The following is a 15,166-nucleotide window of genomic DNA, read 5'->3' on the forward strand; positions in this document are numbered from 1 at the left end:
CCGGAGCATCCATGCCACGCCCGATTTCCGCGCACATCCATCTCGACGCCATCCGGCACAACCTTCGTGTAGCCAAACGCATGGCGGCATCGTCGCGCGTTTGGGCCGTCATCAAGGCCAACGCCTACGGTCACGGCGTCGCGCACATCTGTCCTGCGCTCGCGGAAGCGGACGGTATCGCGCTGCTGGATCTCGACGAGGCCGTGCGCGTGCGCGAGCAGGGCTGGACCAAACCGATCCTGCTGCTCGAAGGCATTTTCGAACCCGGCGATATCGAGATCGCGGACCATCATCGGCTGACCGTTACGGTTCACTGCGACGAACAACTCGCGCTGCTGAACGCGGCCAGCCCGCGCGAGCGTATCGATATCCAGTTGAAGATGAACTCGGGCATGAACCGGCTCGGCTTCCGGCCGCGCGAATACCGGCACGCATGGCAGCGCGCATCGGACATCCAGGCCATCGGCTCGATCGGCCTCATGAGCCACTTCGCGAATGCAGATGACGGCAGCGTCGGCCGGCAGATCGACGAATTCGACAGCGCCACACGCGATCTGCCCGGCACGCGATCGCTGTCGAATTCCGCTGCCGTGTTGTGGCATCCGCGTGCACACCGCGACTGGGTGCGGCCGGGAACGATGCTCTATGGTGCTTCACCGACGGGGTGCGCCCGCGATATCGACGGTTTCTCGTTGCACGCCGCGATGACACTGGCAAGCCGCATCATCGGCATCCAGACACTCGAAGCCGGTGAGGCGACCGGTTATGGCAGCGCTTTCACGGCGGCTCGTCCGACGAAGATCGGCGTGGTCGCATGCGGCTATGCGGACGGCTATCCGCGTCATGCGCCGGAAGGAACGCCGGTGCTGGTGGAAGGGGTGCGCACACGCGTCGTCGGGCGTGTATCGATGGACATGCTCACCGTCGATCTCACGCCTTGCCCGTCGGCCGGCATCGGTTCGCCGGTGGAGCTGTGGGGACAACGAATCAAGGTCGACACGGTAGCCGAGCCATCGGGCACGATCGGTTATGAGCTGATGTGTGCGCTCGCGCCGCGCGTGCCCGTGCGCATCGATGCGCTTACATCGAGCGGGCTCGAACTTCACTCCGCTTGATCGTCGTCGACTTGTCGCCGGGGAACGACTGATCGATCCCGATCGACCGGGCTTGGCGGACTGAGCGGCGCGATCGAAGCTCGCGCTGTTCAATGCGCCGGACAACCGCCGTTGTCGACCGCCCGCGTGCACGAATCCAACGCGAAAACTGAAAGACTGAATTGCCGGTTCGCGCGTGATTGGCGCAGATATATTGTCGACGACCAGCCCTCTACAGAAGGACTGCGAACAATATCCGTCAACCCCGTTCGAGAATTCCATCCATGAATAAAACGACACGGCTGCTGCGCATGACTTGCGCACTCGCCTGCTGCGGCCTGTTCACCCACGCGCATGCGCAAAGCAGCGTCACGCTGTACGGCATCATCGATACCGGCATCGACTTCGCGTCGAACGTCGGCGACCAGCACCTGTGGCAGATGGCGAGCGGCGTCAGCGCCGGCAGCCGCTGGGGGCTGCGCGGCAAGGAAGATCTCGGCGGCGGGCTCGCGGCGATCTTCGATCTCGAAAGCGGCTTCAATTCCACGAACGGCGGGCTCGGCAGCGGCCTCGCGTTCTCCCGCAACGCGTACGTCGGGCTGTCGAGCGAGCGCATGGGCACGCTGACGCTCGGCCGCCAGTGGGACCCGATCGTCGACCTGATCGAGCCGTACTCGCTGAACAGCTATTACGGGGGCTGGTATTTCTCGCACCCGAACGACATGGACAACCTCGACAACGGCTTCGCGCTCAGCAATGCGGTGAAGTACACGAGCCCGACGATCGCCGGCTTCACCGGCGAGGCGCTCTACTCGTTCGGCGGCCAGCCCGGCCGCTTCTCCGACAATTCCGCCTACAGCGCGGCCGTCGCGTACACGAACGGGCCGTTCTCGGCCGGCGTCGGTTATCTGCGCGTCAACGATCCGGAGCAGGCGGTCCAGAGCTACCAGAACGGCAGCGGATACACGAACGCGGTGTACGGCAACGCCCTCGAGAACGCCCGCAGCCAGAACATCTTCGCGGCAGGCGCGTCGTACCAGCTCGGCATCGTCAAGCCGATGGGCAACTTCACCAACGTCGATTTCCAGCAAGGCGACGACGAGCAGGACGTGAAGTTCCAGAACTACGAAATCGCCGGCACGCTCGCCGCGACGAGCCAGCTCGATTTCGGTCTCGGCTATACCTACACGACCGGCCGCGACCACGCGACCGGCCAGGAGCCCAAATACCGCCAGTTGAACGCAAGCGCTGAATACGAATTGTCGAAGCGCACGGCGGTCTACGCGCTCGCGGCATTGCAGATGGCATCGGGCGGCGCCGTCGCGCAGGTCGCGGGTTTCGACCCGTCGTCGAACGGCCGGCAGGCAGTCGGCCGGATCGGGCTGCGTCACACGTTCTAGGCGGAGTTGCGCCGCGCTCGGCTTCCGGTGTTCACGAAAGTCGAGCGCAGCGGCGCTGCCATCCGATACCGTGCCCACCTGTCACGCGATCGCGTGACGACCCATCACCCGCCGTCGCGAAGGCGGGCAAAGCCGACGAACGCGCTTCAATTCGGCAGGCTGACCACCTGCTGTTCGTCTTCGAGCAATTGCGTCAGCGATCCGTGCAGGCGCTCGAGGCTTTGCGGCGGCAGCGCGAAGCTCGCCCAGCCGAGCCCGGTGTGCCGCAGCAGCAGCACCGCGCCGCCATACAGCGGATGGCGCTCCGCATACCAGCACGGGTCCATCTCCGTCACGAACTGCTGCGCGCGGGGCGGCATCTCGGGCACCGCGGGCTGCATCGAGGCGCGCAGCAGGCTCAGATACTGGATGACCGCGTCGACATCCTCCGGGTCGAGCACCGCGGCGCCACGTTCGATCGACACCAGCACCACCGGCTTGCCGTGCTCCTGGATCATCTTGATACTCAGCGGCTGCATCATTTCTGCGTTCCTTGTGGCTACATACGTCGCCTTATTATCGGCAGCGGCACAACGCGCCCACCTGAAGATTTGGTGTCGCTTCATGAAGTTTTTTTTAGAGAGCGAACCGCTCGGCACGACCATTCATGTCGCGCCTGCGCGGCTTGCGGATCGTTTTCATCCGCCGCTTCCTTAAGGAAACGCTGATCAATGGACCAACTTCCGAAGTTGCAGGCGAGATGGCTTCAAATTTTCTGGATGACGAAGCGAATCGGCGCTCAATTCAGTGAATTTGGCGCGTAAGCGAGCCTCCCCTGCTCGCATTTTTCATACGCATGACGGACTGCTCCCATGGACCGATCGCAACAGATTTCGCGCAATCACCAGATTCGCCAGAGCGAACAGGCTGAACAGTTGCGCGGTGTTCTTGGCCAAGCCCTTGTATCGGGTCTTGCGATGCTGAAACAGATTCTTGACGATATGAAACGGATGCTCAACCCGCGAACGGATCTGCGCCTTGGTTCGCTCGAGCGCGATCACCAGGTCCTTCAGCGCTCCTTCTTGCATCGCCTTGATCTTTCCCCGCCTGGCAGCGACGTGCCACTTCACGGCCTTGCCCGCCATTTCCTCGCGCTTGTCGACGCCAATGTAGCCCGCGTCGGCGAACACCTGCTCTTCATGCCCGTGCAGCAGGGCATGAGCTTGCGATACATCCGACACGTTGGCCGCCGTGCCAACCACACTGTGAATCAGGCCCGAGTCGGCGTCGACGCCAATGTGGGCTTTCATGCCAAAGTGCCATTCGTTGCCCTTCTTCGTTTGATGCATTTCCGGGTCACGGCTCTTCCCGGCATTCTTGGTCGACGGCGGCGCTTCAATGATCGTCGCGTCAACCAGCGTGCCTTCCTTCATCATCAGCCCACGCTCGCACAGCGAGATGCCAATCTCGTCGAACAACTTCCGTGTCAGTTCGTGTTCGATCAGCAGGCGCCGGAACTTCAACAGCGTGGTTGCATCAGGCACGTTCTCGATCGCCAGATCGATGCCGGCGAAGGCTCGCAGCGTGATGCTGTCATACAGCGCGTCTTCCAGTCCTTCGTCCGACAGTCCGTACCACTGTTGCACGAAGTAGATTCGCAGCATCCGCTCAAGGCCAATCGGCGGGCGACCTCGCGTGCCCTTCGGATAGTGCGGTTCGATGGCCGACAGCAAGCGCTGCCACGGAACGACCTTCTCCATCTCTTCCAGGAAGCGTTGGCGCCTCGTCACTCGCTTCTTGCCTGCAATTTCCGCTTCCGCGAAGCCGATCTGCCTCTTCATCGTCGTGGGTCCGTTCCGTGAGCTGTCTTCTAAACGTCCTCGGCTACGTCTGCGATGACCGCCGAGCCGAATAAATCAGCGTTTCCTTAAACGAAATTTCATCCATCCCGCGCCGTTTCTTAAGCGTCCGATGCCGGCCCGAATTCCATAATTCATCGCTACCGTGCCGGCCGCGCACAGCGGAACGCGCCGACGGATCGCCGCCGGCGCGTGCACCGGAACAACTTCTTCCCTTCGCGGACCATGAACCAACTGCAAGCGATGCGCGTCTTCACGCGCGTAGTCGAGTTGTCGAGTTTCAATCTCGCCGCGCGCCAGCTCGGGATGTCGGCTGCGGCAGTCACGCGCAGCGTCGGCATGCTCGAAGCGCACCTGAACATGCGCCTGCTGAACCGGACGACGCGCAGCCTGTCGCTCACCGAAACCGGCCGCGAATATCTCGACGGCTGCCGCACGATCATCGAAAAGCTCGACGAGATCGAATCGAATCTCGTGCAGGCCACCCGCGACCCGCGCGGCACGCTGCGGATCGCCGCATCGGCGACCTCGGTTGCGGCCGGCCTCGGCACGTTGTTGTCGACGTACCGCGCCGATCATCCGCGCGTCCGGTTCGACGTGACGACGTTCGACACGCACGTCGACATGGTCGAGGGCGGCTACGACGTGTGCTTCTGCGACGATCGCCGCCTCGTCAACGCGACCTTCGTGTCGCGGATGCTGACGAGCGTGCGCGACGTGGTGGTCGCATCGCCCGAATACCTCGCGCGCCACGGCACGCCGAACGACCCCGTCGAGCTGAACGAGCACAGCCTCCTGACCGTGTCGAACGGCACCGCGCGCAGCTGGGAGTTCTCGGATGTGGACGGCTCCTACCGCGTCTATACCGGCAACGCGCTCGCGTCGTCCGGCAGCATGATGGTGCGGATCGCGGCGCTCAATCACATGGGCATCACGCAATTGCCGCACCCGCTCGTCGCCGACGATCTCGCGCGCGGCACGCTGCTGCCGCTGCTCGAACGCTACGAAGTAAACGGCGGGCCGCGCAGCGTCTCGATGCTTTATCCGAGCCGCAACTATCTGTCGACCAAGGTGCGCAGCTTCATCGACTACGTGGTCGAACACTATCGCGCGCCCGACCGCACCGCCGCGCGGCTGGCCGCCGCCTGACGCCACCCGGGCCGCTTCATCGATGACACACATCCTGACGATCGAAGACGATCCGCTGATCGCGGATCACATCACGCACACACTGCGCGCCGCCGGCCACCAGGTCGACGTCGCGCGCACCGGGCGGGACGGCATGGCCAAGGCGATGAGCGCCGACTACGACGTCGTCACGCTCGACCGCATGCTGCCGGATCTCGACGGGCTCGCGATCCTCGCGACGATGCGCGGCGTCGGCCTCGACACGCCGGTGCTCGTGATGAGCGCGATGTCCGACGTCGACCAGCGTATCCAGGGGCTGCGCGCGGGCGGCGACGACTACCTCGTCAAGCCGTTCTCGCTCGACGAGATGTGCGCGCGCATCGACGTGCTGATCCGCCGGCGGCCGCGCGGCCCGCAGGTCGAGACGGTCCTGCGCGCGGGCGAGCTCGAACTCGATCTGGTGCGGCGTCGCGTCACGCTCGGCACGCACGAACTCGCGCTGCTGCCGACCGAATTCCGCGTGCTCGAATTCATGATGCGCCACGCCGGGCGCGTGCTCACGCGCACGATGATCTTCGAGGCGGTGTGGGGCTGCCGCTTCGATCCCGGCACGAACCTGATCGACGTCCACGTCGGCCGACTGCGCAGGAAGGTGAACCGGCCGGGCGACGCGCCGCTGATCCGCACGATCCGCGGCTCGGGCTACATGCTCGGCTGAATCCGCGCGCCGCTGCCTAAAACTTGTTTCATCTTTTTAGCGACCGGCTGTTAGGGTCCGCTCCGCAGAATACGGTCATCGGCTGCGCATCGGTGTTTTCCCGGCATCGCGCGCAGCCGGCTCTTCTTCACGACGCTTTTGAACGGAGCAGCACCTCATGCTGAAAATTGTCCGGCTCGCGCTCACCCGGCCCTATACGTTCGTCGTGCTGGCGCTGCTGATCCTGATCGCAGGTCCGCTCGCCGCACTCCGCACGCCCATCGACATCTTTCCGGATATCCGCATTCCGGTGATCAGCGTCGTCTGGAACTACTCCGGCCTGCAGCCGGACGACATGTCCGGACGGATCGTCACGTACTACGAGCGCACGCTCGGCACGACCGTCAACGACATCCAGCACATCGAATCGCAGTCGTTCCGCAGCTTCGGCATCGTGAAGATCTTCTTCCAGCCGACCGTCGACATCCGCACCGCCACCGCGCAGGTCACGTCGATCTCGCAGACCGTGCTGAAGCAGATGCCGCCCGGCACCACGCCGCCGCAGATTCTCAACTACAACGCGTCGACCGTGCCGGTGCTGCAGATCGCACTGAGCAGCAACACGCTCGACGAGCAGAAGCTGGAAGACTACGCGGAGAACTTCATCCGCCCGCAGCTGCTGTCGGTGCCCGGCGTCGCGATCCCGACGCCGTACGGCGGCAAGGCGCGCGAAGTGCAGATCGACCTCGACCCGCAGGCGCTGCAATCGAAGGGGCTGTCGGCGCAGGACGTCGCGCACGCGCTCGCCCAGCAGAACCAGATCATCCCGGCCGGCACGCAGAAGATCGGCCGCTTCGAATACAACATCAAGCTCAACAACAGCCCGCTCGCGCTCGATGCGCTGAACGACCTGCCGATCAAGTCGGTCGACGGCACCACCATCACGATCCGCGACGTCGCGCACGTGCGCGACGGCTTCCCGCCGCAGAGCAACATCGTGCGCGTCGACGGCCACCGCGCGGTGCTGATGAGCATCCTGAAGAACGGCTCGGCGTCGACGCTCGACATCATCGCGGGCGTGAAGGCCAAGCTGCCGCTGATCGAGCAGACGCTGCCGCCGGGCCTGAAGCTCGTCACGATGGGCGACCAGTCGACCTTCGTGAAAGGCGCGGTCAGCGGCGTGGCGCGCGAAGGCATCATCGCCGCCGCGCTGACCTCGCTGATGATCCTGCTGTTCCTCGGCTCGTGGCGCTCGACGCTGATCATCGCCGCGTCGATCCCGCTGGCCGTGCTCTGCGCGATCGCATTGCTCGCGGCCACCGGCGAAACGCTCAACGTGATGACGCTCGGCGGCCTCGCGCTCGCGGTCGGGATTCTCGTCGACGATGCGACGGTGACGATCGAAAACGTGAACTGGCACCTCGAACAGGGCAAGGACACACGCACCGCGATCGTCGACGGCGCGAAACAGATCGTGATGCCGGCGCTGGTGTCGCTGATGTGCATCTGCATCGTGTTCGTGCCGATGCTGATGCTCGACGGCATCTCGCGCTTCCTGTTCGTGCCGATGGCGAAGGCCGTGATCTTCTCGATGGTGTCGTCGTTCGTGCTGTCGCGCACCTTCGTGCCGATGCTCGCACAGTACCTGCTCAAGCCGCACGCGTCGGCGGGCCACGCATCGGGCGAGCTGGCCGCGATCATGGATTCGCACGCGGGCCACGCCGGCGCGCACGACGTGCCGCCGTCGCGCAATCCGCTGGTGCGTTTCCAGCGCGCGTTCGAACGCCGCTTCGAGGCGATTCGCGCGTCGTACCGGATCCTGCTGGGCCTCGCGCTCACGCGCCGCAAGCCGTTCGTCATTGCGTTCCTGTGCGTGGTGGCCGCGTCGTTCCTGCTCGCACCGTGGCTCGGCCGCAACTTCTTCCCGACGATCGACTCGGGCGAGATCTCGCTGCACGTACGCGCGCCGGTCGGCACGCGCGTCGAGGAAACGGCCGCCGAATTCGACCATATCGAGAACACGATCCGCGGCGTGATTCCGCCTGCCCAGTTGCGCGAGGTGCTCGACAACATCGGCCTGCCGAAGAGCGGGATCAACCTGACCTACAACAACAGCGGCACGCTCGGGCCGCAGGACGGCGACATCCTGATCTCGCTGTCGAAGGATCACGCGCCGACCGCCGATTACGTGCGCACGCTGCGCGAACTGCTTCCGCGCGCGTATCCGGGCACCACGTTCTCGTTCCTGCCGGCCGACATCGTCAGCCAGATCCTCAACTTCGGCGCGCCGGCTCCGGTCGACCTGCAAGTGGCCGGCCCGAACCAGCAGGCCAACCTCGCGTATGCACACGAGCTGTACCGCAAGCTGCGCCTGATCGCCGGCGTCGCCGATCCGCGCATCCAGCAGGCCAGCACCTACCCGCAGTTCACGGTGGCGGTCGACCGCACGCGCGCCGACCAGCTCGGCATCACCGAGCAGGACGTGACGAACTCGGTGGTCGCGACGCTGGCGGGCACCAGCCAGGTCGACCCGACCTACTGGCTCGATCCGCGCAACGGCGTGTCTTATCCGATCGTCGCGCAGACGCCGCAGTACCGGATGACCACGCTGTCGGCGCTGCAGAACCTGTCGGTCACCGGCGCCAACGGCCAGTCGCAATTGCTCGGCGGTCTCGCCACCCTCACGCGCGGCGTCGGCAACGCGGTGGTGTCGCACTACAACATCGAGCCGCTGTTCGACATCTACGCGACCACGCAGGGGCGCGACCTCGGCGCGATCGCCGCCGATATCGACGGCATCGTCAAGGCCACCGCGAAGGATCTGCCGAAGGGCTCGACCGTCACGCTGCGCGGCCAGGTGCAGACCATGAACGGCGCGTTCGCGGGCCTCCTGCTCGGCCTGGTCGGCGCGATCTTGCTGATCTATCTGCTGATCGTCGTGAATTTCCACTCGTGGGCCGACGCATTCGTGATCGTCTCGGCGCTGCCGGCCGCGCTGGCCGGCATCGTCTGGATGCTGTTCACCACGCACACGCCGCTGTCGGTGCCGGCGCTGACCGGCGCGATCCTGTGCATGGGCGTGGCCACCGCGAACTCGATCCTCGTCGTCAGCTTCGCGCGCGAGCGCCTGGCCGAAACCGGCAACGCGCTGGCATCCGCGCTCGAGGCCGGCTTCACGCGCTTTCGCCCCGTGTTGATGACGGCGCTCGCGATGATCATCGGCATGGCGCCGATGGCGCTCGGCCTCGGCGACGGCGGCGAGCAGAACGCGCCGCTCGGCCGCGCCGTGATCGGCGGCCTCGCGTGCGCGACGATCGCGACGCTGTTCTTCGTTCCCGTCGTGTTCAGCCTCGTGCATCGGCGCGATGCGCTGAAACACGACGCCACCCGCGCTTCCTCCTCTTCCGCGTCCGGAGCTTCCCATGTCCACTGAGATCGATATCAAGTCGCCGAAACGGCTGCCCAACCTCAAGCTGGTCGCCACGATCACCGCGCTGATCGCGGTCGGCATCGTGACGAGCGGCATCGTCGGCCGCGCGCACGCGAAACAGGAAATGACCGCCTGGTCCGCCGAACAGGCGGTGCCGACCGTGGTCGCGTACATGCCGACGACCGGCGCCGACGGCGCCACGCTGGTGCTGCCGGGCCACCTGTCCGCGTTCGAGAGCGCGCCGATCCACGCGCAGGTGTCGGGTTACCTGCATGCGTGGTACACCGATATCGGCGCGCACGTGAAGTCGGGCCAGTTGCTCGGCCTGATCGACACGCCCGAGCTCGACCAGCAGCTTCAGCAGGCGCGTGCGGACCTGCAAAGCTCGCTCGCCAACGAGAAGCTGGCTGCATCCACAGCCGCGCGCTGGACCAGGATGCTCGCGCAGGATTCGGTGTCGCAGCAGGAAACCGACGAGAAAACCAGCGACCTCGCCGCCAAGCAGGCGATCGTCGCGGCCAACGAGGCCAACGTGCGGCGCCTCGATGCGCTGGAGGCGTTCAAGCGCATCGTCGCGCCGTTCGACGGCATCGTCACGGCCCGCAAAACCGATATCGGCCAGTTGATCTCGGCCGGCGGCGGCACCGGGCCCGAGCTGTTCGCCGTGTCCGACGTGCACCAGATGCGCGTGTACGTGAGCGTGCCGCAGAACGAAGCCGCCGCGATCCGCCCCGGCATGACCGCGACGCTCACCGTGCCCGAGCATCCCGGCGAAACCTTTCACGCGACGCTCGCCGACACCGACGACTCGATCGCCGATTCGACCGGCACGCTGCTCGTGCAACTGATGGTCGACAACCGCGACGGCAAGCTGATTCCGGGCGAATACACCGAGGTGCATTTCGCGCTGCCGGCCGACAGCAGCCATGCGCTGACGATCCCGGCCAGCTCGCTGATCTTTCGCCAGGCCGGCCTGCAGGTCGCCGTGGTCGGCAAGGACAACCGCGCGGTGTTCAAGCCCGTCACGATCGCGACCGACTTCGGCACGCACGTGCAGATCGCGACCGGCCTCGCCGCCGACGATCGCGTGATCGACAATCCGCCCGACTCGTTGTCCGCGGGCGACCCGGTCAGGCTCGCGGCGCCGGCCGGCACCGTCGCCTCGGCCGCGCGCGACACGGAGCGTGCGAATGGCTAACCCGCGTCGGCTCTGCGCGATGCTCGCCAGCATCGCGTTCCTTTCCGCCTGCTCATTCGCGCCCGTCTATCACGCGCCGCAAACCATGCTGCCGGCCCAGTTCAAGGAAGCGGGCGGCTGGCAGGCCGCGAAACCGGCCGACCGCATCGCGCGCGACGGCTGGTGGAAGGCATTCCGCGATCCCGTGCTCGATCGGCTCGAAGCGCAGGTGGCCGCAGCCAACCCCGACGTGGCCGCCGCCGTGGCCCGCCATGATGAAGCCGGCGCGCTGTTCGATCAGGCGCGCTCGGGCCTGTTCCCGACCATCGGCCTGGGCGCGCAGATCTCGAGCAACCGGCAATCGGCCACGCGCCCGCTGCGCGGCTCGAACCAGCCGAACGTCTATGGCTCCAACACGCTCGACGCCGGTTTCGACTACGACCTCGATCTGTGGGGGAAAGTCCGCAACGAGGTCGCGGCCGGGCGCGCCAACGCGCAAGCCAGCGCCGACGATCTCGCGTCGGTGCAGTTGAGCCTGCAGGCCAGCCTCGCGAACGCGTACTTCAGCCTGCGCGGGCTCGACCAGCAGCAACAGTTGCTGTCCGACACGATCGACACGTACCAGCGCGCACTGCAACTGACGATGAGCCGGCACGCCGGCGGCATCGCGTCCGATCTCGACGTCTCTCGCGCGCGGACGCAGCTCGATTCGGCGCGCGCGTCGGCCGAGGACATACGCGCGCGGCGCGCACTCTACGAGCATGCGATCGCGACGCTCACGGGTGTGCCGGCCTCGTCGTTCTCGCTCGCGCCAGATCTGAGCACCGGTTACCTGCCGACGATCCCTGCCGGCATTCCGGCCACGTTGCTGCAGCGGCGCCCCGACGTCGCGGCCGCGGAGCGGCGCATGGCGGCCGCCAACGCGCAGATCGGCGTGGTGCGCGCGGCATTCTTCCCCGACATCACGCTCGGGCTGATCGGCGGGTATCAGAGTTCGGGACTCGGTCACTGGCTCAGCGCGCCGAACGAAATCTGGTCGCTCGGGCCCAATCTCGCGCTGACGCTGTTCGACGGCGGACGCCGCCAGGCCCTCACCAACCAGGCGCACGCGAAGCTCGCCGAAAACGGCGCGCAGTATCGCGCGGTGGTGCTCGCTGCATGCCAGCAGGTGGAGGACAACCTCGCGCTCACGCATCACCTCGGCGACGAAGCCGATCGCGAACAGGAGGCGCTCGACGCGGCCGAACGCACGTTGCAGTTGTCGATGTCGCGCTATCGGGACGGCGTCGTCAGCTATCTCGACGTGGTGACGGCGCAGACCACCGAACTCAACACGAAGGTCGCGATGCTGGAGCTGAATACGCGCCGGCAGTTGGCATCGGTAGGTTTGATCGCGGCGCTGGGCGGCGGGTGGGCGACGGATGAAGCAGCGGGTGCTGCCGAAGCGAAGGCGCCGGTCGCGCTGCCGGCACGTTCGACGACCTGAGTCGCGCGCGGCACATACTGAGCGTGTCGCGTTTCGAGGCACCCGTCGTCATGACGGGTGCCGTTTTTTTTCCGTGTGCCCGGCCGATCAGAACTTGTGACGAATACCGGCCGCGACCACGGCCTGACGATCGTTGCCCGACGCGGCGAGATTGAAGATCCCCGCGTTGCCGAGCACCGCGACGCCGTCCGCCCCCGTCACGCGCTGGTACACGCCTTCGAGATAAAGATCGGTGCGGCGCGACAGCGCATAGTCGGCCTGCAGCATGAACTGATTCCACTTCGGCTCGATATTGCGGCCCGCATCGTCGAAGCGGCCCTGCGTGAACGTGTACGAGCCGCCCAGCGAGAAGGCGGGCGTCAGGAAGTAGCGCCCGTTCAGCTCATAGTTGCTGAAGGTCAGCAACTGGCCGTTCACGGTGCCGTACGCGCCGCCCTGCGACAGCTCGCGCGGGTCGTTCAGGATCGTTCGCGTATAGACGAAGCCGATCGCCGCATGATCGAACGCATAATGCGCGCCGGCGCCGAAGGTGCGCCAGCGGCCGCCTGCCAGCATCGCATCGCCGTCCGAACTGCTCAGCGAGCCGCCCGTGTTCTGCGGCGCGTTCACGCCGCCCGGCTGGTTCGATTGCAGGTACGCGACGGCGAGGTCGACCGGACCGTTCACGTACTGCGCGCCGACGCTGTACGCGTTGTTGTTGCTGAATCCGCCGCCCTGGTTGCTGAAGCCATAGGCGCCGCCGAACGTGAAGCCGCCATAGTCCGCGCTGCGGAACTTCACCGCGTTGTTCATCCGCGTGTCGTTCGCGAGGTTGTCGTTGTCGTACGGGTGATCGGCGAGGTTGCCGCCGAACCCCGAACCCGTCGCCGACAGTGGCGCCACGAAATCGACCAGGAAGTCGTACTGGCGGCCGAGCGTCACGGTCCCCCACTGGCGGCTCGCGAGACCGACCCACGCCTGGCGGCCGAACTCGTCGCCACCGTTGCCGAATTTGCCGTTCGCGACGTTGAAGCCGTTCTCGAGGGTGAACACGGCAGACAGGCCGCCGCCAAGATCTTCGTTGCCGCGCAGCCCCCAGCGCGACGTGCTGACGTTGCCGCTCTGCATGCCGTAGACGGGCCCTGCGCCGGCCGCCGATTTCTGGTTGCTGATGTAGTCCAGGCCCGCGTCGATCGTGCCGTACAGCGTGACGCTGCTCTGCGCATGCGCCGCGCCCGCCAGCAGGCACGCGATCGCCGCCGGGATTGCCAGATGTTTCTTCATGATGGTTTCGCTAGAGTGGATCGGTCTTCTCGCATCGCCGGCCCGTGTAGCGTGGCCGATCCGTCTGCGATGCGATGGCGCCCAATTTAGGCAGCGGGCATGACAGCGCCGTTATCAAAACGGCCCGAAAAATGAAGCCTTCTTCATCCTCGCGATACGCCGGTTTCATGTCCGTGCAGATCGCGTCACCGCTGCATGAATTTCTTTTCACCCTGCGTATGCCGATCCGCTAGCGGCCCTTCTCTATGCTTGTCCTCAACCCGATGCGCGGCATCGACACGCCGCGCCGGGGGATGAACCCAGTCAATCATCATGAGGAATCCGAATATGAAAACCGCCAAGATCGCTGCCGCCGCCATGCTCGCCGCATTCACCGCGCTGTCCGTTCCCGCGTTCGCGCAAACGTCCACCCAGGCGATGCAGATGACGCCGGCCGCCACCAAGGACGGCGTGCCCGGCGCACGGGCCGACGGCCAGTGGGTGCCACCGTATGGCCAGCCGATCCACGAGAAGACGCGCGCCGAAGTCTACGCGGAGCTCGTGCATGCCGAACAGGACGGGCAGCTCAAATACCTGGACTCGACGCTCTATTCGCATTGATGCGCGCGGCCTGGCGCGGGGTCCGGCTCACGCCGCCCGCGCTGTGCGCGCCGTCCGAGGCGCTGCCTCCTTTCAACCGTTTCGCCCGCCCGTCATGAAGCTTCGTCCGTTGCTCGTTCGTTCCGCCCGCGTCGCGCTCGTCGCGATCGCTGCCGGCGTCATGCTGTCCGGCTGCGCCGCCGCGCAGCCCGACGGCCCCGGCGATTGTGTCGGCCCGCCCGATTTCTGCGTACCGTTCTTCGGGTCGTAATTTGGCTCGTCAATGCGCGACGGGCGCGCTGCCATCGGCAGGGCGCCCGTCGTTTTCGTGCTGCGGCGCGCATCGCGGCCGCGCGGTTACGCATCCGGTATCGTCACCTGATAGCCGTAGCGACTCACCGTATCGATCCGCACACCGGGCAAATACCGCGCGAGCTTTCGGCGCAACCGCGACACCACGAGATTGACGCTCGATGGATCGACGTCCTCCTTGTCCTGCCACACGTAACGAATCAACTGATCGCGCGGCACCGGCGCGTTCGGGTGGCGCATCAGGCATTCGAGCAACAGGCATTCGCGGCGCGTCACGGCCAGGCGCAGCTTGCCGTCCTTGAGTTCGCGCACGAGCATCTCGACGGCGGACGCCGCCGCGACCGGGCCTTCCGCGTCACGCGGCCCGGCCAGCCGCTGCAACGCCTGCAGGCGCTCGTGCAGTTCGATGAACGAATACGGCGCGCCGAAGCACGCGTCGGCGCCCGCGCGCAACACACGGATGCGCTCGCGCGCCGATGCCTGGCTGATCAGCACCACCAGCGCCGCGCCACGGCCGTCGGCAACGAAACGCGGCAGCATCGCGATCAGCGCCGCATCGCTGCCCGGCTCGAAGGCCGTTGCGACGATCGCGTCGAACGCCTCTTGCGATGCGAGGAACAGGCCGTCGCGCAGATCGTCGGCACGCTGCAGGCTGTGCCCGCTCTCCTGCAGCGCCTTGTGCAGCCACGATGCTTCCGGGTGCGGCGAAGTCACGAGCAGGACACGCATCGTCAATCGGCCTCTTTGCAGGAATACGCACAC

At 66.0% G+C, this 15,166-nt stretch carries 14 protein-coding genes; 10 read left to right on the forward strand and 4 right to left on the reverse strand.

Annotated features, from left to right (window positions below):
• Window positions 1-11: 11 nt before the first annotated feature.
• Entirely contained in the window at window positions 12-1,115 is a 1,104-nt protein-coding gene (gene alr / locus BBJ41_RS25240; protein WP_069748970.1) for an alanine racemase, read from the forward strand.
• 281 nt (window positions 1,116-1,396) lie between these two features.
• Window positions 1,397-2,494, forward strand: coding sequence for a porin (locus tag BBJ41_RS25245; RefSeq protein WP_418222319.1), 1,098 nt, complete (start codon window positions 1,397-1,399; stop codon window positions 2,492-2,494).
• Window positions 2,495-2,640: 146 nt separating this feature from the next.
• Here the strand turns inward: BBJ41_RS25245 and BBJ41_RS25250 are convergent, their stop codons facing one another.
• The gene (locus BBJ41_RS25250; RefSeq protein ID WP_069748972.1) at window positions 2,641-3,015 is read right to left on the reverse strand and encodes a hypothetical protein; all 375 of its coding nucleotides are present in this window, start codon (window positions 3,013-3,015) and stop codon (window positions 2,641-2,643) included.
• Window positions 3,016-3,140: 125 nt separating this feature from the next.
• Between BBJ41_RS25250 and BBJ41_RS41260 the strand changes: the two genes are divergently transcribed.
• Window positions 3,141-3,284, forward strand: coding sequence for a hypothetical protein (locus BBJ41_RS41260; RefSeq protein ID WP_167362217.1), 144 nt, complete (start codon window positions 3,141-3,143; stop codon window positions 3,282-3,284).
• A 37-nt stretch (window positions 3,285-3,321) separates the two neighbouring features.
• Here BBJ41_RS41260 and BBJ41_RS25255 read toward each other — a convergent pair whose 3' ends face one another.
• Entirely contained in the window at window positions 3,322-4,314 is a 993-nt protein-coding gene (locus tag BBJ41_RS25255; protein ID WP_006412423.1) for an IS5-like element ISBmu2 family transposase, read from the reverse strand.
• Between the two features lie 243 nt (window positions 4,315-4,557).
• Here BBJ41_RS25255 and BBJ41_RS25260 point away from each other — a divergent pair, with 243 nt between their 5' ends.
• The 5 genes from BBJ41_RS25260 (at window position 4,558) to BBJ41_RS25280 (ending at window position 12,250) form a co-directional block, all read left to right on the forward strand.
• A complete protein-coding gene (locus BBJ41_RS25260; protein WP_069748973.1) occupies window positions 4,558-5,481 on the forward strand; it encodes a LysR family transcriptional regulator in 924 nt (307 codons plus the stop codon).
• A gap of 22 nt (window positions 5,482-5,503) precedes the next feature.
• The gene (locus BBJ41_RS25265; RefSeq protein ID WP_069748974.1) at window positions 5,504-6,178 is read left to right on the forward strand and encodes a response regulator transcription factor; all 675 of its coding nucleotides are present in this window, start codon (window positions 5,504-5,506) and stop codon (window positions 6,176-6,178) included.
• A 157-nt stretch (window positions 6,179-6,335) separates the two neighbouring features.
• The gene (locus BBJ41_RS25270) at window positions 6,336-9,590 is read left to right on the forward strand and encodes an efflux RND transporter permease subunit (RefSeq protein WP_069748975.1); all 3,255 of its coding nucleotides are present in this window, start codon (window positions 6,336-6,338) and stop codon (window positions 9,588-9,590) included.
• Window positions 9,580-10,785, forward strand: coding sequence for an efflux RND transporter periplasmic adaptor subunit (locus BBJ41_RS25275; protein WP_069748976.1), 1,206 nt, complete (start codon window positions 9,580-9,582; stop codon window positions 10,783-10,785). Before BBJ41_RS25270 ends, BBJ41_RS25275 begins: the two co-directional genes overlap by 11 nt.
• Window positions 10,778-12,250 carry an efflux transporter outer membrane subunit gene (locus BBJ41_RS25280; protein WP_069748977.1) on the forward strand — a complete coding sequence of 491 codons (1,473 nt, stop codon included), beginning with the start codon at window positions 10,778-10,780 and terminating at the stop codon, window positions 12,248-12,250. Before BBJ41_RS25275 ends, BBJ41_RS25280 begins: the two co-directional genes overlap by 8 nt.
• Window positions 12,251-12,337: 87 nt before the next feature.
• On the opposite strand, the gene BBJ41_RS25285 is transcribed toward BBJ41_RS25280, so the two are convergent.
• Window positions 12,338-13,513: a porin gene (locus BBJ41_RS25285; protein WP_069748978.1), complete on the reverse strand. Its 1,176-nt coding sequence runs from the start codon at window positions 13,511-13,513 to the stop codon at window positions 12,338-12,340.
• Between the two features lie 327 nt (window positions 13,514-13,840).
• On the opposite strand from BBJ41_RS25285, the gene BBJ41_RS25290 reads away from it, so the two are divergent.
• Together BBJ41_RS25290 and BBJ41_RS41265 are read left to right on the forward strand one after the other, a co-directional pair.
• The gene (locus tag BBJ41_RS25290) at window positions 13,841-14,113 is read left to right on the forward strand and encodes a DUF4148 domain-containing protein (protein WP_069748979.1); all 273 of its coding nucleotides are present in this window, start codon (window positions 13,841-13,843) and stop codon (window positions 14,111-14,113) included.
• A 94-nt stretch (window positions 14,114-14,207) separates the two neighbouring features.
• Window positions 14,208-14,363 (forward strand): hypothetical protein, encoded by a 156-nt coding sequence (locus tag BBJ41_RS41265; RefSeq protein WP_167362218.1) that lies wholly within the window; start codon window positions 14,208-14,210, stop codon window positions 14,361-14,363.
• An 86-nt stretch (window positions 14,364-14,449) separates the two neighbouring features.
• On the opposite strand, the gene BBJ41_RS25295 is transcribed toward BBJ41_RS41265, so the two are convergent.
• Window positions 14,450-15,133 (reverse strand): response regulator transcription factor, encoded by a 684-nt coding sequence (locus tag BBJ41_RS25295; protein ID WP_069748980.1) that lies wholly within the window; start codon window positions 15,131-15,133, stop codon window positions 14,450-14,452.
• Window positions 15,134-15,166 lie beyond the last annotated feature (33 nt).

Source organism: Burkholderia stabilis (assembly GCF_001742165.1).
Lineage (GTDB): Bacteria > Pseudomonadota > Gammaproteobacteria > Burkholderiales > Burkholderiaceae > Burkholderia > Burkholderia stabilis.

Excerpts from the sequence above, each read along its gene's own strand:
- BBJ41_RS25265 (WP_069748974.1), top strand. The coding sequence starts at position 5,504 with ATGACACACATCCTGACGATCGAAGACGATCCGCTGATCGCGGATCAC.
- BBJ41_RS25250 (WP_069748972.1), bottom strand. The coding sequence starts at position 3,015 with ATGATGCAGCCGCTGAGTATCAAGATGATCCAGGAGCACGGCAAGCCG.
- BBJ41_RS25275 (WP_069748976.1), top strand. The coding sequence starts at position 9,580 with ATGTCCACTGAGATCGATATCAAGTCGCCGAAACGGCTGCCCAACCTC.
- BBJ41_RS41260 (WP_167362217.1), top strand. The coding sequence starts at position 3,141 with ATGTCGCGCCTGCGCGGCTTGCGGATCGTTTTCATCCGCCGCTTCCTT.
- BBJ41_RS25280 (WP_069748977.1), top strand. The coding sequence starts at position 10,778 with ATGGCTAACCCGCGTCGGCTCTGCGCGATGCTCGCCAGCATCGCGTTC.
- BBJ41_RS41265 (WP_167362218.1), top strand. The coding sequence starts at position 14,208 with ATGAAGCTTCGTCCGTTGCTCGTTCGTTCCGCCCGCGTCGCGCTCGTC.
- BBJ41_RS25285 (WP_069748978.1), bottom strand. The coding sequence starts at position 13,513 with ATGAAGAAACATCTGGCAATCCCGGCGGCGATCGCGTGCCTGCTGGCG.
- BBJ41_RS25290 (WP_069748979.1), top strand. The coding sequence starts at position 13,841 with ATGAAAACCGCCAAGATCGCTGCCGCCGCCATGCTCGCCGCATTCACC.
- BBJ41_RS25255 (WP_006412423.1), bottom strand. The coding sequence starts at position 4,314 with ATGAAGAGGCAGATCGGCTTCGCGGAAGCGGAAATTGCAGGCAAGAAG.
- alr (WP_069748970.1), top strand. The coding sequence starts at position 12 with ATGCCACGCCCGATTTCCGCGCACATCCATCTCGACGCCATCCGGCAC.
- BBJ41_RS25260 (WP_069748973.1), top strand. The coding sequence starts at position 4,558 with ATGAACCAACTGCAAGCGATGCGCGTCTTCACGCGCGTAGTCGAGTTG.
- BBJ41_RS25295 (WP_069748980.1), bottom strand. The coding sequence starts at position 15,133 with ATGCGTGTCCTGCTCGTGACTTCGCCGCACCCGGAAGCATCGTGGCTG.
- BBJ41_RS25270 (WP_069748975.1), top strand. The coding sequence starts at position 6,336 with ATGCTGAAAATTGTCCGGCTCGCGCTCACCCGGCCCTATACGTTCGTC.